This is a genomic window from Bradyrhizobium sp. LCT2, from assembly GCF_009931255.1.
Classification (GTDB): Bacteria; Pseudomonadota; Alphaproteobacteria; order Rhizobiales; family Xanthobacteraceae; genus Bradyrhizobium; species Bradyrhizobium diazoefficiens.
Genome location: NZ_CP034432.1, coordinates 7,964,990 through 7,985,136, shown reverse-complemented (window position 1 = coordinate 7,985,136; position 20,147 = coordinate 7,964,990). Strand labels below are relative to the sequence as shown.

Below are 20,147 nucleotides of genomic sequence, written 5' to 3'. Positions count from 1 at the left end.
TCGGCATCCGCGGCGGTGGTCGTTGTCACAAAAATCTGCCTCTATGCGGCCCAGACGCACCTCCGAAGCTGCTGCCGGGTCTTTGGAGGTTTTGGCAATGGCATGCGGAGTGACGATATGAGCGGTTTGGTGATCTCTGGCGGCCGGGTGGTGGATCCCGCGAGCGGGATGGATGCCATCGGCGATGTGGCGGTGGTGGACGGCAAGATCGCCGCCGTCGGCTCCTCGCTCGGCGGCGCCGAGCGGGTGATCGACGCCACCGGGCTCGTGGTGGCGCCGGGCTTCATCGACCTGCACGCGCATGGCCAGTCGATCCCGGCGGATCGCATGCAGGCGTTCGACGGCGTGACGACGACGCTCGATCTCGAGGCCGGCGTGCTGCCGGTCGCATCCTGGTATGAGCGCCAGGCCAGGAAGGGGCGCGTGCTGAACTACGGCGCCGCCACCAACTGGGCTTTTGCGCGCATCGGCGCGATGACGGGCTCCAACGCGGAGAGCTCGCTCGAGGCGTTCGGCAACGCCATGCGCGACCGCCGCTGGATGGACAATGTGGCGAGCGATGCGGAGGTCGCCGGCATCCTCGATCGCCTCGCGCGCGGCCTCAACGAGGGCGGCATCGGCATCGGCATCCTGAACGCCTACGCGCCGGGCGCCGGCGTGCAGGAGCTGACCGCGGTCTGCCAGCTCGCCGCGAAGCAGGACGTGCCGACCTTCACCCACGTCGCCTACATGTCGCGCATCGACCCCGAGAGCGCGGCGGAGGCCTATATCCGCCTGATCGGCTATGCCGGCGCCACCGGCGCGCATATGCACATCTGCCACTTCAACTCGTCGAGCAAGACCGACATCGAGCGCTGCCGCGTGCTGGTCGAGAAGGCGCAGGCGCAGGGCCTGCCCATTACGGTCGAGGCCTATCCTTACGGCACCGGTTCGACCGTGCTGGCCGCGGCCTTCTTCAGTGATCCCCAATTCGTCGAGCGCAACGGCACCGGTTACGATTCCGTGCAGCGCGTGACCGACGGCTATCGCTTCCATGATCGCGCGGAGCTGCTCAAGGCGCAGGCCGAAGAGCCGTCCTCGCTGGTGCTCTGGCACATCCTCGACACCGAGAACAATTCGCATCACCGCGACCTGCTCGACATGTCGGTGCTGTATCCCGGCGGCGCCATCGCGTCCGACGCGATGCCGTGGACGACGTCGGACGGCAAGACTTACACCGGCGATGCCTGGCCGCTGCCGGATGACGCCACCTCGCATCCCCGCTCGGCCGGCTGCTTCACGAAATTCATCCGCGAATGGGTGCGCGAGCGCAAGACGGTGTCGCTGCTGGAAGGCGTGCGCAAATGTGCGCTGATCCCTGCGGAGATCCTGTCGCAGAGCACGCCCGCGATGCGCGCCAAGGGCAGGCTCGCAAAGGACGCCGATGCCGACATCGTCGTGTTCGATTACGAGAAGCTGAGCGACCGCGCGACGTTCACGGCGATGAACCGGCCGTCCGAGGGCGTGCGGCATCTCGTCGTCAGCGGCCAGCCGCTGATCAGCGACGGCATTCTGGATGTGACTGCGCGGCCCGGCCGGCCGGTGCGCCGCCCGGTCGTCGAGGGCTGACCCATGCCGGTCCCCATTCTCCTGGTCACGGGCTTTCTGGGGGCGGGCAAGACCACGGTCGTCAACCATCTGCTGGCGCATGCGGAGGGACGGCGCATCGCCGCCGTGGTCAACGATTTCGGCGCGATCAACATCGATGCGGAGCTGATCGCGGGCGCGAGCGACGGCGTGGTGAGCCTTGCCAACGGCTGCATCTGCTGCTCGCTCGAAGGCGATCTGCTCCGCACGCTGTCGACACTGCTGCGGCGTGATCCGAAGCCGGAGTATATCGTCATCGAGACCAGCGGCGTCGCCGATCCCTCCGACATCGTGCGCAACCTGATGGATCCGGTGATCCTGCGCGAGGCGCCGCTGGAAACCGTGCTCTGCGTGATGGACGCAGGCACACTGCCGTCAGCCCTGGATGACGCGCTGGTGCGCGCGCAGCTGCGGGTCGCCGATATCGTGGCGCTCAGCAAGCTGGATCTGGCGGACGAGGGCGCGGGTGCCGGCATGCGCGAAGCCATCCGCGCGCTGCGCGTCCCCGCCGTGGTGGTCGATGCGCAGCACGGCGAGATTCCCGCCGCGCTGCTGTTTCCCGCAGCCATCGATCGCGCGCCAGCGACACGCGAGCCGGGGCCGCGGCGGCCGGCAGAGGAACGCTTCGAGACGTTGAGCTGGACCTCGGACCACCCAATCTCGTTGCCGCGCTTGCAGCAGGCGATCGGCCGGCTGGCGCCGAAACTCGCCCGCGCCAAGGGCCTGTTCGAGACCGTCGAGCAGCCCGGCCGTCTGACGGTGTTTCAGTTCGCCGGCGGCCGCGCAACACTGGCGCCGGGTGAGGCGCCGACACCAGGCGTGCCGCGGTCACGCATCGTTTTCATCGCCGAGCTCGGCGTTCTCTCGAAGGCGGAGCTCGATGGGATCATGGCGGAGTGCGTTGCGAGTGGGTGAGATGAGGCGGTAGGATGGATTGCAGTCACAGGGATCAGCTTGGCATGTCGCCCAAAATCGCACCCGCAGACGCCGCTTCGCGCCGCGCCGCCAAGCCGACGATCGTCTATCCGGCCGGCACGATGCCCGGGCCTGACCTGGCCGCGCTTGAGCAAGCTCGCCGCACGATGGTCAAGACGCACGAGCTCACCGTGCCGCCACGCGATGCCAGAACATTTCGCGTGGCGCGCGGCCAGTTTTTCCGCATCGTCAGCATCGAAGGTCCTCAGGTCGGCGACCTCAATCTCTGGAATGCGGAGGATCTCTCCGAGCGCTTCTTCAGCGGCAAGACGCGGGCGCTCCATGGTACGCATGTCGGCATCGGGGACCGGCTCTGGAGCAATATGCCCTACCTTCGGCCGATGGCGACCATCAGTCACGACACGCTCGGCTGGTACGGCTTCGACGAGGACGGCGCCGGCATTCATGATGTCATCGGCACGCGCTGCGACCCCTATACAAATCTCCTGTTGAACGGTACGGCTTACGATTTCTGTTGCCATTCCAACCTGTCCCGCGCACTTGCCGCTGAGCTCGAGATGGAGCCACGCGCGATCGAGCATCATATCCACGACGTACTCAACGTCTTCATGTGCACCGGCTTCACGAAGGACACGCACCAATATTTCATGAAGGCAAGTCCAGTCCGTCCCGGCGACTTCATCGAATTTCTCGCGGAGATCGACCTGCTCGGCGCGTTGTCGGCCTGTCCCGGTGGAGACTGTAGCGCAACCCATTCCAGCGATGCCGCGGCATGTCATCCGCTCAAGATCGAGATCTTCGAGCCGGATCGAACGGCACTGACGGACTGGAGCTGGCCGTCCCCAAGCGCGTATCACCGCCGCCACGGTGGGCATGCGCAAAGCTGAGCTTCAATCCTCCACCGGTAATCCGTCCCCGTGCGCGTACCAATCCGCGCGGGACGTCCAATGCACGTGCCGGTCAGGTGCCGCGCCCAGCGGCTCGTCGAACGCGCCGGCATGGATGATCGCCTCGCGTCCGCTGCGCGTGAGATGCGGCATCGGGCTGCCGCAGCTCTTGCAGAACGCGGTCGCAAAGCTTCGTGCATTGGGCAGATCGAAGCGCGCGACGGATGTTTCCCCGCGCAGCCAGCGCAGCGCCGCCCCCTTCACGATCACCTCGCAGGCATGCGCGGTCCCGGTCGCTTTGCGGCAGCGCGAGCAATGGCAGTTGAGGAAGCGATCGAACGGACCCTCGACCTCGAACGCGACCTCGCCGCACAGGCAGCTTCCGCGGAACGCAGCCATCTCACTCCCCCTCCGGCTCGGCCGGTTTCTCGGCCGCCTCTTCGGCATGAACCGGCGGGGCGCCGTGCGCGCCGCGCAGCCGGATCATCGTGTCGATCACGTCCACGTCGATCTTCAGCATGTCGAGATCGCGCGTCATCTCGCGTACCTCCTGGCCCTTGCGCGCCAGCTCCTCGGAAACGTCCACCGCCATCTTGCGCTCGGTCACATTGCCCTGCGTGTTGACGATCAGCTTTGCGCGCATCCATTCGAGCCGCGCCCGCTGGGTGTCGCGCTCGAACTTCTTCTCCGCGTAGCGGCGCCGCGCCTCTGCGTAGGCGCCGACCAGCGCGGTTTCAGGCAGGCTCCACAATTGCTCGACCGACATGGTCATGCGGCTCAGGTCCCGGGTTCGGCTCGGCGGAGGTTTCCTCCGCCGCCTATCAGACCCTTCCGGCCGGCAATTCTCAAGGGGGCGCGGGCAACTCCGCGCCCGGCAAGTTCACGCGAACTGTGCGAGGCCGTGGCCGACCGACCAGTTCTCCCCGGGGGCATCGAGCACGTTCACGAACACGTCCTCGGGCCGGATGCCCGGGTTCTCGCCGAGCAGCTCCGCGATCCGCCGGTACAGCGCTTTCTTCTGCTCAGGGGTGCGCGAGGCGAACACGGTGATCTGGATCAGCACAGCGTCCTCGCTTCGCTCGACGCCGTAGGCATTGCCGCAGCGGAAGTTCGTGGGTTCATGTTCGCTGATTGTCATGAACTCGTCGCCCTCGGGCACGTTCAGCGCCTCGCGCATGGCGCGGTAGAGACCGTCGAGGATCGCCTGCCGGTAGGCGTCGGGCTTTCCGGCGCGCATCGAGATGTGAAGAAGAGGCATGAGCTGGTCCCTTTGCATGCGGGCCGACCGGCCAGGGCGCATGGTGCGCGCCGGCGGTCCGGCTCATTGACGAAACGGGCTATCAATCCCAATTGGTTTTTGACACCATGTCGAGAAAACACGTTCTTGACACCGTGTCAAATACTTTCAGGCCGAGGATCGACATTTGAGACCGCGCGAGTTCGACCACGACGACGTCCTGCGCATTGCGTTCGACCAGTTCTGGCGCAAGGGCGTGCGCGGCACCTCGCTGTCCGACATCGCGCGCGACGCCGGCGTCCAGCGCGGCAGCCTCTACAATGCCTTCGGCAGCAAGGAGGCGCTGTTCCTGCAGGCCTATGAGCGCTACGCGGGCGATTACCTCCTCGCCCTGCAAAAGGCGCTCGGTGCCGGCAGTTTGCGAAAACGCCTCACCGCATTCTTCGACCTGACCATCGTGAATTTCCGCTCGGGCTCGCCACCGCGCGGATGTCCGACCACGCGCGGCCTGATGGAGCTCGGTGCGGTCGAAGGCGAGGGGCTCGACGAGGACGCGCGCCAGGCCTTTGCGAACCTCATCTCGCGCATCACCGCTTTGGTTCAGGACACATTGTCGGCAGGCGCGAAACGCGGCGAGTTCAACGGCAATCCTGCGGTCGCAGCGCTCCACATCATCACGGTGACGCGCGGCCTCGCCGTGCTCGAACGGGCCTTCGGCGACGACGCGCAGCTGCGCAAGATCGCGTCCCACACGATCGATCTCGTGCTCGGCAAGGCGGGCGGTTAGGCGTCAGCAGCAGGCAAGCGCGTTGACCGCCCGCGTTGTCGCATCCTCTTTCCCGGAGCCGACGAACCCGCAGACGATTGTCTCGAGTTCACCGGGCTGCTTGCTGCGCGCGACCGACAGCAGTCGCATCAACTCCGTCTCGTCCTTCGAGAGGCGCCGGCACGACGGTGGCAAGAAGCACAGCTCGCATGGCCGGCCGCTGCGCAGGATCCTGACGAGCGCAGCCGCTCGCGCGACCAGCAGCGGGCTGTCGGCAATGCCGGGCGCCTCGTCGGCGAAGCGATAGGCCGCCTCCCAGCAATCGGACGCGCCGGTCGCATAGGCAGCGCCAATGAAGCGGAACAGCGAAAGCGCGACGCGGCAGAATTGATCGTAGCTTTCGACGCCGGGACGGGTCGCAAGCGCGGCTTGAAGCGGGCAGAGCCGCGACTGGCCGGCTTCCGGGTCAGGCACGGAATTGCTCGCAGCCTCCATCATGAACGATCTCATCAATGCAACGTGGGACTGCCCACAAGCCAGCTCTTCATCACCATTGTCCGGTCCTGGTCAAAAGGCTCGACATGCCGATCAGGCAGAATGAGGCCGGCCATGCGGAAGATGGTCGCAAGTCCCCGGACCGGCGCCAGCGCCCAATCCGCGCCCACCGGCGGCAGCCAGCACTCGAACTGCTCGCGCGCGACATCGTCGCGCTCCTTCTGCGCGGCGGCGATCGCCCGCAGGATTCCGTGCTCGCTCTCCGACATGCGCGGACAGGTGGGGCAATGCACTTCGATCGCCGTATGCGCCGTGCAGGCAAAGATCTCGATGATCGATTCCAGCGACGGCACGGCATCGCCGACGCGGAAATGGTCGTACACCTGCTGGATGTCGGCCGCGGTCGGAACGGCGCTTCCGCTGCGCGCCTTGGCGCGAAATCCCCAGATGAAGAGTCGCTCGGCTGCGGTCAGTGCGGGAAGGTCGAGGGGCTTGGCGTATGTCGATTGATGCATTGAGCCTGTGGCCTTGGGCTGGGCGCACGCCGCGTCTGGCGCTGACGATCTGCGTTGATCGTTCCGCCAGAGCCTGTCGCAAGTCAACGCGTCGAGGGCCGATATCGAGGTCTTCTAGATTTGAAGCGTTCGGATCTCGGATGCGGCCGGCCCCGCAAACCTGCCGGACCGCATACGGCATGCCGCCGAGCGCCCACGCGATTTTGCGGGGATTTGGGGAACCCGAATGCTTAAAGCTTTGCTAAGGGGAGCGGGATAAACTGGCATATCAGCCCTTCCAATTTTGCGAGCCCCGATGATTTTCTCCCGCATCAGTTTCAAGCTGGTCCTGATTGTCGGCATCAGCCTCCTCGGCATGATCGCGCTGGCGCCGATCGCGCTTTCGACCCTGCGCACGCAGATGGTCGCCGATCGCCAGGCCAAGACGCAGCACATGGTGGACGTCGGCTACGGCATCCTGGCGCACTATCAGAAGCTCGAGAGCGACGGAAAACTCCCGCGCGAGCAGGCGCAGGCTGCCGCGATGGCGGAGATCAAGAGCCTGCGCTACGACAAGGTCGAGTATTTCTGGATCAACGACATGACCCCCAGGATGGTCATGCACCCGATCAAGCCCGAGCTCGACGGCAAGGACCTTTCGGGGATGAAGGACCCCGCCGGCAACGCGCTGTTCATGGGCTTCGTTGACGTCGTCAGCAAGCAGGGCGCCGGCTTCTACAGCTATCTCTGGCCGAAGCCCGGCTTCGACCAGCCGGTCGGGAAGATCTCCTATGTGAGGGGCTTCGCGCCCTGGGGCTGGATCATCGGCACCGGCATCTATCTCGACGACGTCGATGCCGTGTTCCGCCAGAACGCGACGACGTTCGCGCTGGTGTGTCTTGTCGTGCTCGTGCTGGTGCTCGGTGCCTCCTTCGTGATCGGACGCAGCGTCACGAAGCCGCTGGCAGGAATTACGGCGCTGACCGAACGCCTCGCCGCCGGCGACAGTGCGTTCGACGTGCCCTACACGATCGGCGCGATGAGGTCGGCGGGCTCGCCAACGCGCTCGCCGTGTTCAAGGACAATGCGTCGGCCGTGGGCCGGATGCATGCCGAGCAGCAGGAGGCGAAGCAGCGAGCCGACGACGAGAAGCGCAGGACGATGGCCGATCTCGCCGGCAAGTTCGAGGCGAGTGTCCAGGCCGTGGTCCGCGACGTGTTCGATGAGGCGCGCGCGATGCAGCAGGCTGCGCAAGGCATGTCGGAGACCGCGAACAAGGCGACCGATCGCGCCAGCTTCGTGGCAACGGCCTGCCAGCAGGCGTCGAGCAACGTGCAGACGGTGGCCTCCGCCGCCGGCCAGCTGTCGTCCTCGATCACCGAGATCAGCCAGCGCGTCGCGCAGGCCGCGACGGTGGCCGACAAGGCGGCCGCCGACGGCCAGCGCACCAACGATACGGTGCAGGGGCTTGCCGCCGCCGCGCACAAGATCGGCGAGGTCATCGACCTCATCAACCAGATCGCCTCGCAGACCAATCTGCTCGCGCTCAACGCCACCATCGAGGCGGCGCGTGCGGGCGAATCCGGCAGGGGGTTTGCGGTGGTCGCGAGTGAGGTGAAGTCGCTGGCGAGCCAGACCGCGAAGGCGACCGACGAGATCGGCGCGCAGATCAACGCGATCCAGGCCGAGACCAATCAGGTCGTCGGCAATATCGAGAGCATTCGCGCCACCATCATGGAGGTCAACGAGATCTCCTCGTCGATCGCAGCCGCCGTCGAGGAACAGGGCGCGGCGACGCAGGCCATCGCGCACAGCGTGCAGGAGGCGGCGTCCGGCACGGATCAGGTCTCGCAAAACATCTCCGGTGTGACCGATGCGACCGCCGAGACCGGCCAGGCCGCCGGCCTCGTGCTACAATCCAGCGGCCGGCTGACGCAGAAACTGCAATCGCTCGAGAACGAGGTCAGCGCCTTCGTTGCCGGCGTGCGGGCGGCCTAGTATAGCGGTGGGATGGACCAAAACCCTGATCGGCGTGCGCGCATCCTCCTGATCAATCCGAACAGTCTCGAGGCGACCACCGCGATGATGGTGGCCATCGCGAGGTCGGCCGCCGTGGCCGGTTTCGACATCGTCGGCGCCACGGCAACGCGCGCGCCGTCGATGATCGTGTCGGCGGAGGCGCTGGAGGCGGCCGCCGCCGAGGTCGAGGAGATCGCGCGGACGCATCGAGCTTCCCCGGACGGCATCATCGTCGCAGCGTTCGGCGATCCCGGTCTCGCCGGAATCAGGGCTGCGATGAAGCTGCCTGCGGTCGGCATCGGCGAGTCGTCGATGCTGGAGGCCGCCGCAGGAGGCCGTCGCTTCGGTGTGGCGACCACGACACCGCTGCTCAAGTCGAAGATCGACGCGTTGCCGGAGGCGCTGGGGCTGCGATCGCGCTACACCGGCACGCGCTTTGCCGAAGGCGATCCGCAAGAGCTGATGCGCGATCCGGCGCAGCTGCGCGCAGCCCTCGCCGGCGCGGTCGAGGCCTGCATCGCGAAGGACGGGGCGGAAGCTGTCATCATCGGCGGCGGGCCGCTGGGGGAAGCCGCGCGCGAGCTTCAGCCGATGTTCACTGTCCCTGTCATCGCGCCGATCCCATCGGCCGTGAGGCGGATCATTCGCCTCGTCGCGGCGTAACGTCCGCTTTTTCCGCGCCGCGGCATCGGCCGTGATGCGGAAAACTGTTTTCCTTGACATGAAGTGTGCGGTGCTCGACGTGTAACGACGCCGAGCGAGGGCACGCGCGTGCCCTCGCGAAAAGAAAAAACAGCACGGGAAAGACGCCATGAGTGCAGGCCTCAACGAGAAGGACTACCTCGCCACCTTGCGCGGGTTGTGGGACAAGGCCTGGCCGAAGGGCCTGCCGCATTCGCCGAACTATCTGCACGGCGAAGTTCCCTTGACGGAATATCTGCGCGCCTGGGCGAGGCGGAGCCCGGAGCGTCCGGCGGTGATCTTCTACGGGCACGTCACTACCTACGCCGATCTCGACCGGCAGAGCGACCGCTTCGCGGCCCTGTTGCAGGCCAAGGGCGTGCGCAAGGGCGATCGCGTCGCCGTCTTCCTGCCGAACTGCCCGCAATTTCACATCGTGTTCTTCGGCATCCTGAAGCTCGGCGCGGTCCACGTCCCCGTCAGCCCGCTGTCGCGCGCGTTCGAGCTGTCCTACGAACTCAACGATACCCAGGCCGACGTAATCGTGGCACTGGACCAGCTCATCTCCGTTGTCGAGCAGGTGAGGGGCGAGGTGCGGCTGCGCGAGATCATCGTCACCAGCTTTGCCGATGTCGTGCCGGCGGCGCCTGCGTTTCCCACGCCGGAATCGATCCGCGCGCCGCGGATCGCGGCCGCAGGCGCGACCGATCTGTTGCCGGCGCTTGCCGCGATGCCCGCGCCGTCGCCGCTGCCGCCGCCCGGCCTCGATGAGGTCGCTGCGCTCAACTACACCGGCGGCACCACCGGCATGCCCAAGGGCTGCGTTCACACCCATCGCGACATGGTCTATACCGCCGCCGCCAATTACGGCATCTCGGTCCTGTCGGACGAGAGCAGCGTGTTCCTGTCGTTCTTTCCGGAGTTCTGGATTGCCGGTGAGAACTTTGGCTTGATTTTTCCGCTGTTTTCCGGCGCGACGCTGGTTCTGCTGGCGCGCTGGGATGCCGTCGGCGCGATGGCCGCGATCGACAAGTACAAGGTTACGATCACCGCGATGCCGGTCGACGGAGCGGTGGAGCTGATGGACCATCCGCGCTGGAGCGAGTTCGACCTGTCGTCCTTGAAGCAGGTGCGCGTCGTCTCCTTCGTCAAGAAGCTCAACGCCGACTATCGCAGGCGCTGGAAGGACCTCACCGGCACGATCCTGATGGAGGCGGCCTGGGGCATGACCGAGACCCACACCTCCAACACCTTCACATCAGGCTTCCAGGACGACGATTTCGATCTGAACAACCAGCCGATCTTCGTCGGCCTGCCCGTCCCCGGCGCCGAGTTCAAGATCACCGATTTCGAGACCGGCGCGCTGCTGCCGCTCGGTGCGGAAGGCGAGATCCGGGTGCGCACCCCGTCGCTGCTCAAGAGCTACTGGAACAAGCCGGAGGCGACCGCGGAGTCGCTCGTCGATGGCTGGCTGCGCACCGGCGACATCGGCAGCATCGACAAGGACGGCTTCCTGCACTTCCTCGGCCGCCGCAAGGAGATGCTGAAGGTCAAGGGCATGAGCGTCTTCCCGCCGGAGATCGAGGCGCTGCTGGGTCAGCATCCGAAGGTGCTGGGCTCGGGCGTGGTCGGACGCGACGATCCCGACAAGGGGCAGGTGCCGGTGGCCTATATCCAGCTCAAGCCGGAGGCGGTCGGTACCATCTCGGCAGAGAGCCTGCGTGCCTGGTGCGCCGAGCGCATGGCCGTCTACAAGGTCCCGGAGATTCGCATCATCGAAGCTCTGCCCCTGACGGCGACGGGCAAGGTGAAGAAGCAGGACCTCGATCCAAATCTGCCCGCCGCAGTCTGAGTGAGAGACATCATGTCGTTCAAGAAACTCCTGATAGCCAATCGCGGCGAGATCGCCATCCGCATCGCGCGCGCGGCGGCCGATGCCGGCATCGCGACGGTAGCGATCCACCCTGCAGACGACGCGCTGTCGCTGCATGTGCGTGTCGCCGACGAGGCGCTCGAGATCCCTGGCCGCGGCGCGCGGGCCTATCTCGACATCGAGGCCGTGGTGACGGCGGCGAAGGGCGCCGGCTGCGATGCCGTGCATCCCGGCTACGGTTTTCTGAGCGAGAATGCCGCGTTCGCCAAGGCCTGTGGCGAGCAGGGGATCACCTTTGTCGGGCCAAAGGTGACAGCGCTCGAACTGTTTGGCGACAAGGTCGCGGCACGGCAACTGGCCAAACGCTGCGGCGTGCCGATCATCGCCGGCACCAGCGGGCCTTCGTCGCTCGAGGAGATCACGGCGTTCTTCACGTCGCTTGGCGGCAACGCGGCGATCGTGATCAAGGCGATGGCCGGCGGCGGTGGCCGCGGCATGCGCGTGGTCGAGAATGCGGCCGATCTGGCGGAAGCCTATGCGCGCTGCCAGTCCGAGGCCAAGGCGGCATTCGGCTTCGACGGCGTCTATGCCGAGCGGCTGATCCGCCAGGCGCGTCATATCGAGGTGCAGATCATCGGCGACCGTCATGGCGCGGTCTCTCATCTCTGGGAACGCGAATGCACCATCCAGCGCCGGCACCAGAAGCTGGTCGAGGTGGCGCCGAGCCCGTCGCTGAGCGAGCCCTTGCGCGGCCGCATCATCGAGGCGGCGAGGCAACTCGCGACCGCCGCGGCTTACGACAATCTCGGTACCTTCGAGTTCCTGGTCGACGGCACGGCGGAGGATAGCTTTGCCTTCATCGAGGCCAATCCGCGGCTCCAGGTCGAGCACACCGTGACGGAAGCGGTGCTCGGCCTCGACCTCGTCCGCGCCCAGCTCGCGGTCGCAGCAGGCAGCACGCTGGCCTCGCTCGACCTTGCGCAGGGATCGATCCCGAAGCCGCGCGGCTACGCCATGCAGCTCCGCGTCAACATGGAGACGCTGGACGAGACTGGCGCGACGCATCCGACCGGCGGCGTGCTCGCCTTGTTCGAGCCGCCGTCGGGGCCCGGCGTCCGTGTCGATAGTTTTGGCTATGCGGGCTACAAGACCAGCGCGGCCTTCGATTCGCTGCTCGCAAAAGTCATCGTGCATACGCCGGGCGAGGCCTGGCATGACGTGGTCGCCAAGGCTTCGCGCGCCCTGCGCGAATTCCGGATCGACGGCGTCGTCACCAACATCGCCTTCCTCCAGGCGGTGCTCGCGCATCCCGATTTCAGGACCAACCGGATCGCGACCGATTTCATCGATCGCAACATCGCGAAACTGGTCGAGGCGGCCGATGGCGCAGCCAAGCCGCTCTACTTCGCCCCGACCGAGCGAGGCGGCGGTCACGGCATGGAGACGCACATTACGCAGGCCGTGCCTGAAGGCGCGGTGATGGTCGCGGCACCCCTGCAGGGAACCATCGTCACCATCCAGGTGAAGGAAGGCGAAGTCGTGCGCCCCGGCCAGCAGCTTGCCGTGATCGAGTCCATGAAGATGGAGCATCTCGTCATGGCCGAGCAGGGCGGCAGGGTCACGAAGCTCGTCGCCGGAGACGGCGCCACTTTGATGCACGGCGAACCGATCCTGTATCTGGAGCCGCTCGACGTCGCGGCCGACGCGTCGGCGGCGGAAGCCGATGTCGACCTCGACCACATCCGTCCTGATCTCGCCGAGCTGATCGCGCGCCAGGCCAACACGCTCGATGCGAACCGGCCGGCCTCGGTCGAGCGCCGCCGCAACACCAACCAGCGCACCGCCCGCGAGAACGTCGCGCAGCTCGTCGACGACGGCTCCTTCATGGAGTACGGCAGCCTCGCGATCGCGGCCCAGCGCCGCCGGCGCAAGCTCGACGACCTCATCAAGAACACGCCGGCCGACGGCCTCGTCATGGGCGTTGCGACCGTCAATGGCGAGAAGTTCGGCCCGGAGGGCGCGCGCTGCATCGTCGTGGCCTATGACTACACCGTGCTCGCGGGCACGCAGGGCCACATGAACCACAAGAAGATCGACCGCATGCTGACGCTGGCGGAAGACTGGCGCGTGCCGCTGGTGTTCTACGGCGAGGGCGGCGGCGGCCGGCCCGGCGATACCGACCGGCTCGGCATGACCGGGCTCGACGGCCCGTCCTTCGTGCAGTTCGCAAGGCTCTCCGGCCTGGTGCCCGTCATCGGCGTCGTCTCCGGCTATTGCTTTGCCGGCAATGCCGCGATGCTCGGTTGCTGCGACGTCATCATCGCCACCAAGAACGCCTCGATCGGCATGGGCGGCCCCGCGATGATCGAGGGCGGCGGCCTCGGCGTCTACCATCCGGCCGAGGTCGGCCCGGTCTCGTTCCAGTCGCCGAACGGCGTCATCGACATCCTCGTCGAGGACGAGGAGGAGGCGACGCGCGTCGCGCAAAAATACCTGTCCTATTTCCAGGGCGCGGTGACCGACTGGCAGGCCGCCGACCAGCGTCTGCTCCGCCGCGCCATTCCGGAGAACCGCCTGCGCGTCTACGACATCCGCAGCGTGATCGATCTCGTCGCGGACAGGGACAGCGTGCTGGAGCTGCGCCGCGACTACGGCGTCGGCATGATCACCGCGCTGATCCGCATCGAGGGCAAGCCGTTCGGCCTGATCGCCAACAACCCGCGCCATCTCGGCGGCGCGATCGATGCCGATGCCGGCGACAAGGCCGCGCGCTTTCTCCAGCTCTGCGACGCGTTCGATCTGCCGATCGTCTCGCTCTGCGACACGCCCGGCTTCATGGTCGGCCCGGAAGCCGAGAAGACCGCGATCGTGCGGCACGTCTCGCGCATGTTCGTGACCGGCGCGAGCCTCACCGTGCCGCTGTTCGGCATCGTGCTGCGCAAGGGCTACGGCCTCGGCGCACAGTCGATGATCGGCGGCGGCTTCCACGCCTCGTTCTTCACTGCGGCGTGGCCCACCGGCGAGTTCGGCGGCATGGGCCTCGAGGGCTATGTCCGCCTCGGCTTCCGCAAGGAGATGGAGGCGATCGCCGACCCCGAAGAGCGCGAGACCTATTACCGCAACAAGGTCGCCGAGCTCTATGCCAACGGCAAGGCGGTCTCGATCGCGTCCGTGTTCGAGATCGACAACGTCATCGACCCCGCCGAGACGCGGCGCTGGATCATGGCGGGGCTTAGGTCGGCGCCGAAGCCGCCCGCGCGGACGGAGAAGAAGAGGCCCTGCATCGATACGTGGTGAGCGCAGTGCAGCAATTTTGATTGCGTTGCGGCTATTGCTTCAGCCGTCATTCCGGGGCGATGCGAAGCATCGAACCATGGTGTGCAATTGCACACCTGAGAATCTCGAGATTCCGGGTTCGGCTCTTCGAGCCGCCCCGGAATGACGAGGGGGTTCCCGATTGACATCCCCGCCCGTGCTGCCAGACTTTGCACAATAATACAGGGTGGAGACGTCCGCGATGGCCAGCCTTTCGGCCTCGAACCATGTCGCCCGTGTCTTGTCCGTCGCCAATCATGTGGCCGACGTCGATGCCTCTTCGCGGATCGCCAATTCGTGGCGGCGCTGCCTGATCAGCCACAAGCTCGATCCCGCCCGTCAGGGCCCGCCGCAAACACTCACCGAGGCCGAGATCCGGCATGTCGCCGAGCCGATGGAGGAGACGATCCGGCTCGCAACGCCCGAGCTCGACGACCTCGCCCGCGTGCTGCGCGACGCCGGCTACTGTGTGAATCTGGCCGATGTGAACGCGACCATGCTGTTCAGCCGGCTTCCGGGCGAAGCCGATGCGAAGATGTTTCTGGACTGGAAGATCTACACCGGCTCGAATTTCGCCGAGACTTTCGAGGGCACCAACGGGCTCGGCACCGCGCTGGCCGAGCAGAAGCCGATCCTGGTGCATCGCGATGAGCATTTTCGCGCACAGTGGCACATGTTCTCCTGCGCCGTGGCGCCGCTGTTCGACCAGGCCGGCCGGCTCGCCGGCGCCATCAACATCACCTCCTGCCGCGAGGATCTCGAGCGCGCCGCGCATCAGCTCGCGCTCGCGGTGACGATGGAGGCGACGCGGCGGATGGAGGGTGCGATCTTCCGCGGCCATTTCCGCAACGCCTGGATCGCGACGGTGCCGGGTGACGGCGGCAGTGGCCTCATCGCCTATGACGACGACCGCCGCATCGTCGGCGCCTGCCGTTCCGCGCGTGCGCTGCTCGGCCTCACCGACGGCATGATCGCATCGGGCATCGATCTGTCGCGTTACGTCAAGTTCGATCACCACGCCGCGCGCAGTGCGGACGATGTTGTCGAGCTGCGCCGCGCCGACGGCAGTCCGTTGGGCGAGGGCCATGTCGCCCCGCCGCTGCGCGCCAAATCCTTCACGGGTCCACACGCTCCGCGCCGCGATGCGCCTGTCGATCGCTTCGATGCTCTGAGCCGCCTCGCCGGCCGCGATCCTGGCCTGATCAAAAGCGTGAAGCGGCTCCGAAGCATCGGCGATCACAATCTGCCGGTGCTGCTGCATGGCGAGACCGGCGTCGGCAAGGACGTGTTCGCCCGCGCCATTCACGCGGCGAGCAACCGTGCCCGCAACCATTATGTCGCGCTGAACTGCGCGGCGATGCCGGAGAGCCTGATCGACGCCGAGCTGTTCGGTTACGAGGCCGGTGCCTTCACCGGCGCGCGGCGCGAGGGCTCAAAGGGCCTGATCGTGCAGGCCGACGGCGGCACGCTGTTCCTCGACGAGATCGGCGACATGCCGATCGCGCTGCAGACGCGTCTCTTGCGCGTGCTGGAAAACCGCGAGGTCTGGCCGCTCGGCGCGCTCAAGCCGGTGCCGGTCGACATCCGCCTGATCAGCGCCACCCATCGCGATCTCGGCCGCATGGCGGAGGAGGGCGCCTTCCGCGCCGATCTCTATTTTCGTCTCCGAGGCATGGAGGTGAAGCTGCCGAGCTTGCGCGAGCGCGCCGACCGCGACGACATCATTCGCCAGATCGCGCGCGAGGAAGCGCCGAATTGCCGCCTCTCGGACGAGGCCTGGGCGCTGCTGTCGGCCTATCCGTATCCCGGCAACATGCGCCAGCTCCGCCATGTGCTGCGGCTTGCCGGCTGCACGGCGGAGAACGGTGTCGTCACCGATGCCGATCTCGATCTGCCGCTGTTCGGCGGCCGTGCGGCGGAGCCGGACCTCGCGGCGGCCGAGCGCGCGACGATCGTCGAGGCGCTGCGCAAGCATGGCGGTCGTGTGACCGAGGCGGCGCGTGCGCTGAAGCTCAGCCGCGCGACGCTGTATCGCAAGATCAAGCACCTGAAGATCGAGACCGCGCAGTAGTGCTTTCGGTTGGAGATGAACGAGGAGCGAGCCGCGGGCTTTCGCCTCTCCCCGCGTGCGGGGAGAGGCCGACGCGCGAAGCGCGGCGGGTGAGGGGACTCTCCGCGAGTCCAACTGTCACCATCCTCGGAGAGACTCCCCCTCTCCCCACAAGCGGGGCGAGTGAGCGCACCGCCGCCGCCCTTACGAAAAATCCGTCCAGCTCAGATGCCTTGAATCGAGATCGCCGACTGTAACGGTGCCGCGGATTTCGTGAGGTACGTGGAAGCTGCTGCGCAGATAGACCAGCGGGGCGGCCCCGTCGGAATGCGACACCCCGCGGACTTCGCCGACGAAGATCGAATGCGTCTTCGTTTCGAATTCCTGCGCCAGCTCGCAATCGAACGCGGCCACCGCGTCGGTCAGCACGGGTGCGCCGGTGGCTCCGCGCGTCCACTGCCCGAACGCAAAGCGGTCGTCACCGTTGACGCCCTTCTGGCCGCTGAAGGTGAGTGCCAGCAGCGCGTGGTCCTCGTGCAAGAAGTTGATCGCGAAGGCGCCTTCCTCGCGGATCCGCGTATGTGCGCTGGCGTTGCGGTTGACGCAGACGATCAGCGACGGTGGATTGTCCGACAGTGAGCAGGCCGAGGTGACCGTGAGCCCGGTGCGCTTGCCGTGCTCGGCACCGACCGTGACCAGCGCGACGGCACCGGCGCATTGGCGCATCGCCTGCTTGAAATCCTTTGCGTCCACGCTCACGCGGAGATCTCCGAAACGGGTGCGGATGCGGCACGATCGCGCCGCATCCGCGTCGGGTCAAGCCGCCTTCTTCGCGGAGCCGAGATGCTTCAGGCGCGGCATCACCTCGCTGCTGAGCAACGAGAGCGAGTGGTGCCAGGCCTCTGCCTTGTGCTTGTAGTCGAAGCCGAACACCAGCAGCACGCCGAAGCCGCCGACCTCGTCGTAGATCTTCTCGATCTTCTCGGCGACGGTCGCGGGCGAGCCGACGATCCAGTTCCGCTTGGCGCAATATTCGACGGTGACGTCGCTGTCGGGCACGTCGGGCGCGTGCTTCAAATAGTCCTTGAAGCCGAAATGGCCGAGCAGGGGCAAGAAGTACTCGTGCATCATCCGGCCCATCATGTCGCCGGTGGAGAGTTTCCAGGCCTCTTCGTCGGTGTCGGCAACGAAGACCTCGCGCACCAGCCGCCAGTCCTGCCGGTTCGGCTTGCGCCCGGTCTTGGCCGCGCCAATCTCGACCGAGTCCCAATGGCTGCCGACATAGGCCGGGTTGAGGTTGAGGCTCATCGGGATGAAGCCGCGTTCGCCGGCGAGCTTCAGCGTGTCCGAGTTCTTCGACAGACCGGCAACGCCGATTGGCGGATGCGGCGCCTGCAACGGCTTGATGTGAGGCTTGAGGAAGTCGAACATCGTGTCCGGCTTGGTCACCGTCCAGAATTTGCCCTTGTAGGTCCAGGGCGCGGGATCGGTCCACATCTTCAGGATGATCTCCAGCGCTTCGCGGGTCATGTCGCGGTTCTGCCCGCTCATGCCGTCGACGTTGAACATCGCCCAGTCGCTCGGCAGGCCGCTAGCCGCGACGCCGAAATTGAGCCGTCCCTCGGACAGATGGTCGAGCATCGCGACGCGGTTGGCGAGCTCGGCCGGATGGTGATAGGGCAGCAGGAAGCCGCCCGGCCCGATGCGCAAGCGCTTGGTCTGCATCAAGGCCTGCGCGATCAGGAGATCCGGCGTGGGATTGGGTTCCCAGGGCGCAGTGTGGTGCTCGCCGACCCAGGCCTCTTGATAGCCGAGCTCGTCGAGCCAGCGCATGACTTGCAGGTCCCAGTCGTTTCCTTCCTTCAGGCCGCACTCCGGCGGGTGCGAAGGCATCGTGAAATAGCCGATCTCCATGGGTTTCCTCTCTACAATTGACGCGTCTTGGTGCGCGGTTCACGGATGTGAGTGGGGATGCATGAGCAAGCGGTGTGCCAGCGCGGCAGCGTCTCAGACCTGCGATAAAACGCTGGTTTGCGGCGGCAATAGCCGATATCCCGGGGCGAATTTGCCAGCCGCCGTCTCATTGTCGCGAGACGGCGTCTTGCCGGTGAGACGAGGACGAGAACCGAGATGAGCGAACCCGCCTATGTCGCGGTGGACTGGGGCACCAGCAGCTTCCGCCTGTGGCTGGTCGATCGGGCCGGCCAGGTCCTGGCCGAACGCCGCAGTGGCGAGGGCATGCTGGCCGCGGCCAAGACCGGATTTGCCGGCGTGCTGCAATCGCATCTTTCCGCCGTCGAAGCACCGGATCATCTGCCCGTTCTCGTCTGCGGTATGGCCGGCGCCAAAACCGGCTGGGTCGAGGCCGGCTATGTCGACACGCCGGCACCGCTCACCTCCATCCTGAAGCAGGCCGTGCGGGTGCCGGGCGAGGCGCGCGACATCCGCATCCTGCCCGGCATCGCGCAGCGCGACGCAGGCGCGCCGGACGTGATGCGCGGCGAGGAGACGCAGTTGCTCGGCGCGCTCGGCCTTAAGGCCGCCGGCGAAGCGCTGGTCTGCATGCCCGGCACGCATTCGAAATGGGTGCGGGTGAAGGACGGCACGGTCGAGCATTTCTCCACCTTCATGACCGGCGAGCTGTTCAGTGTGATCTCGCGCGAGACGATTCTGTCACTCGCGGTCGCAGGCGCCGATGACGCCGAGGATGTTGCAAGCTTCAAGGCGGCGGTGAAACCCGCGTTCGAGGCGCCGGCGTTCGCCGCCAACCTGCTCTTCGGTGCGCGGTCGCGGCAGTTGCTGTTCGGCGGCACGCCGGCCGCCGCGCGCGAGACGCTGTCGGGCACGTTGATCGGCACCGAGCTGGCGGCGGGTCTCTCTGGCAATGTGCCCAAAACCGGCATCACGTTGGTTGCGTCAGGGCGGCTGGCGACGCTGTATCAGCTGGCTTTCGATGCGCTGTCGGTGACCCCGCGGCTGGTCGATGCGGACGACGCCGTTCGCCACGGCCTGTCGATGGCGGCCGCGGCGATCTGGACGAGTTAAGAAGGATTTCCTGAGATGAGTGTTCCCTTTCCGTCGATGAAGCGTCCGCTCGTCGCGATCCTGCGCGGCGTCAAGCCGGAGGAGGCCGAGTCCATCGTCAGTGTGCTGATCGAGGCCGGCATGACCGCGATCGAAATTCCGCTGAATTCGCCCGATCCGTTCCGCTCCATCACCACCGCCGTGAAGCTCGCGCCGGCCGGCGTGCTGATCGGCGCCGGCACCGTGCTAGCCACCGCAGATGTCGATCGTCTCAATGACGTCGGCGGCAAGCTGATGGTCTCGCCGAATGTGGATACGCAGGTGCTCGCGCGTGCGCATCAATACGCCATGGTGACGTTGCCGGGGGTGTTCTCGCCGACCGAGGCGCTGCTTGCCGCGCGCTCTGGCGCATCGGGCCTGAAATTCTTTCCGGCAAGCGTGCTCGGCGCATCCGGTATCGCCGCGATTCGCGCGGTGCTGCCGGCCGGCGTGATGATCGCTGCCGTCGGCGGTGTCTCCGACCAGAATTTTGCGGAGTATATCAAGGGCGGCGTCACCGCATTCGGGCTTGGCTCCAGCCTCTACAAGCCCGGCATGTCGGCGGCCGATGTCGCAGCGCGCGCAAAGCAGACGATCGCGGCCTACGATCGGGCGATTGTGAAAGACTGAAGCTGCAATAAACCAGCCGTGATCCCGTCACGGCCGCGCTTTATCCTATCTTGCTGAATCAGCGAGATCAGGAGA

17 protein-coding genes and 1 pseudogene are annotated in these 20,147 nt (G+C 66.4%); 11 read left to right on the top strand and 7 right to left on the bottom strand.

All coding sequences use genetic code 11. The features are described from left to right. The first annotated feature begins 102 nt into the window (after positions 1-102). The 3 genes from EI171_RS37690 to EI171_RS37680 are packed head-to-tail and all read left to right on the top strand — an operon-like array spanning position 103 to position 3,449. On the top strand, positions 103-1,608 hold the full coding sequence (locus EI171_RS37690) for an amidohydrolase family protein (RefSeq protein WP_231166634.1): 1,506 nt from the start codon (positions 103-105) through the stop codon (positions 1,606-1,608). A 3-nt stretch (positions 1,609-1,611) separates the two neighbouring features. Beyond that, on the top strand, positions 1,612-2,541 hold the full coding sequence (locus EI171_RS37685; RefSeq protein ID WP_028172897.1) for a GTP-binding protein: 930 nt from the start codon (positions 1,612-1,614) through the stop codon (positions 2,539-2,541). A 44-nt stretch (positions 2,542-2,585) separates the two neighbouring features. After that, complete coding sequence (locus tag EI171_RS37680) at positions 2,586-3,449, top strand: DUF1989 domain-containing protein (RefSeq protein ID WP_246740345.1); 864 nt, start codon at positions 2,586-2,588, stop codon at positions 3,447-3,449. Between the two features lie 3 nt (positions 3,450-3,452). Here the strand turns inward: EI171_RS37680 and EI171_RS37675 are convergent, their stop codons facing one another. The 3 genes from EI171_RS37675 to EI171_RS37665 form a co-directional block, all read right to left on the bottom strand. Beyond that, the gene (locus EI171_RS37675; RefSeq protein ID WP_161536290.1) at positions 3,453-3,848 is read right to left on the bottom strand and encodes a GFA family protein; all 396 of its coding nucleotides are present in this window, start codon (positions 3,846-3,848) and stop codon (positions 3,453-3,455) included. A 1-nt stretch (position 3,849) separates the two neighbouring features. Then, on the bottom strand, positions 3,850-4,221 hold the full coding sequence (locus tag EI171_RS37670; protein ID WP_161536289.1) for a hypothetical protein: 372 nt from the start codon (positions 4,219-4,221) through the stop codon (positions 3,850-3,852). A 108-nt stretch (positions 4,222-4,329) separates the two neighbouring features. Beyond that, entirely contained in the window at positions 4,330-4,707 is a 378-nt protein-coding gene (locus EI171_RS37665) for a tautomerase family protein (protein ID WP_161536288.1), read from the bottom strand. Positions 4,708-4,873: 166 nt separating this feature from the next. Here EI171_RS37665 and EI171_RS37660 point away from each other — a divergent pair, with 166 nt between their 5' ends. Further along, positions 4,874-5,473 carry a TetR/AcrR family transcriptional regulator gene (locus tag EI171_RS37660; protein ID WP_038965445.1) on the top strand — a complete coding sequence of 200 codons (600 nt, stop codon included), beginning with the start codon at positions 4,874-4,876 and terminating at the stop codon, positions 5,471-5,473. 3 nt (positions 5,474-5,476) lie between these two features. Here the strand turns inward: EI171_RS37660 and EI171_RS37655 are convergent, their stop codons facing one another. Both EI171_RS37655 and EI171_RS37650 read right to left on the bottom strand, forming a co-directional pair. Then, positions 5,477-5,950 carry a hypothetical protein gene (locus EI171_RS37655; RefSeq protein WP_161536287.1) on the bottom strand — a complete coding sequence of 158 codons (474 nt, stop codon included), beginning with the start codon at positions 5,948-5,950 and terminating at the stop codon, positions 5,477-5,479. A gap of 11 nt (positions 5,951-5,961) precedes the next feature. Next, positions 5,962-6,462 carry a hypothetical protein gene (locus EI171_RS37650; protein WP_161536286.1) on the bottom strand — a complete coding sequence of 167 codons (501 nt, stop codon included), beginning with the start codon at positions 6,460-6,462 and terminating at the stop codon, positions 5,962-5,964. 295 nt (positions 6,463-6,757) lie between these two features. On the opposite strand from EI171_RS37650, the pseudogene EI171_RS46855 reads away from it, so the two are divergent. From EI171_RS46855 to EI171_RS37625, 5 genes and pseudogenes are all read left to right on the top strand, one after another. After that, positions 6,758-8,439: pseudogene (locus tag EI171_RS46855) on the top strand (methyl-accepting chemotaxis protein). 12 nt (positions 8,440-8,451) lie between these two features. Beyond that, the gene (locus tag EI171_RS37640) at positions 8,452-9,123 is read left to right on the top strand and encodes an aspartate/glutamate racemase family protein (RefSeq protein WP_161536285.1); all 672 of its coding nucleotides are present in this window, start codon (positions 8,452-8,454) and stop codon (positions 9,121-9,123) included. Positions 9,124-9,271: 148 nt separating this feature from the next. After that, entirely contained in the window at positions 9,272-10,993 is a 1,722-nt protein-coding gene (locus EI171_RS37635) for an AMP-binding protein (protein ID WP_161536284.1), read from the top strand. A gap of 12 nt (positions 10,994-11,005) precedes the next feature. Further along, positions 11,006-14,311 (top strand): carboxyl transferase domain-containing protein, encoded by a 3,306-nt coding sequence (locus EI171_RS37630; RefSeq protein WP_161536283.1) that lies wholly within the window; start codon positions 11,006-11,008, stop codon positions 14,309-14,311. A 220-nt stretch (positions 14,312-14,531) separates the two neighbouring features. Next, complete coding sequence (locus tag EI171_RS37625) at positions 14,532-16,400, top strand: sigma-54-dependent Fis family transcriptional regulator (protein ID WP_161536282.1); 1,869 nt, start codon at positions 14,532-14,534, stop codon at positions 16,398-16,400. Between the two features lie 183 nt (positions 16,401-16,583). Here EI171_RS37625 and EI171_RS37620 read toward each other — a convergent pair whose 3' ends face one another. Both EI171_RS37620 and EI171_RS37615 read right to left on the bottom strand, forming a co-directional pair. Then, entirely contained in the window at positions 16,584-17,138 is a 555-nt protein-coding gene (locus tag EI171_RS37620; RefSeq protein WP_028172907.1) for a flavin reductase family protein, read from the bottom strand. Positions 17,139-17,195: 57 nt separating this feature from the next. Then, positions 17,196-18,293, bottom strand: coding sequence for an LLM class flavin-dependent oxidoreductase (locus EI171_RS37615; protein WP_161536281.1), 1,098 nt, complete (start codon positions 18,291-18,293; stop codon positions 17,196-17,198). A 216-nt stretch (positions 18,294-18,509) separates the two neighbouring features. Here EI171_RS37615 and EI171_RS37610 point away from each other — a divergent pair, with 216 nt between their 5' ends. After that, complete coding sequence (locus tag EI171_RS37610; protein WP_161536280.1) at positions 18,510-19,424, top strand: 2-dehydro-3-deoxygalactonokinase; 915 nt, start codon at positions 18,510-18,512, stop codon at positions 19,422-19,424. Positions 19,425-19,439: 15 nt separating this feature from the next. Beyond that, complete coding sequence (locus EI171_RS37605) at positions 19,440-20,072, top strand: 2-dehydro-3-deoxy-6-phosphogalactonate aldolase (RefSeq protein WP_161536279.1); 633 nt, start codon at positions 19,440-19,442, stop codon at positions 20,070-20,072. Positions 20,073-20,147: the final 75 nt, after the last annotated feature.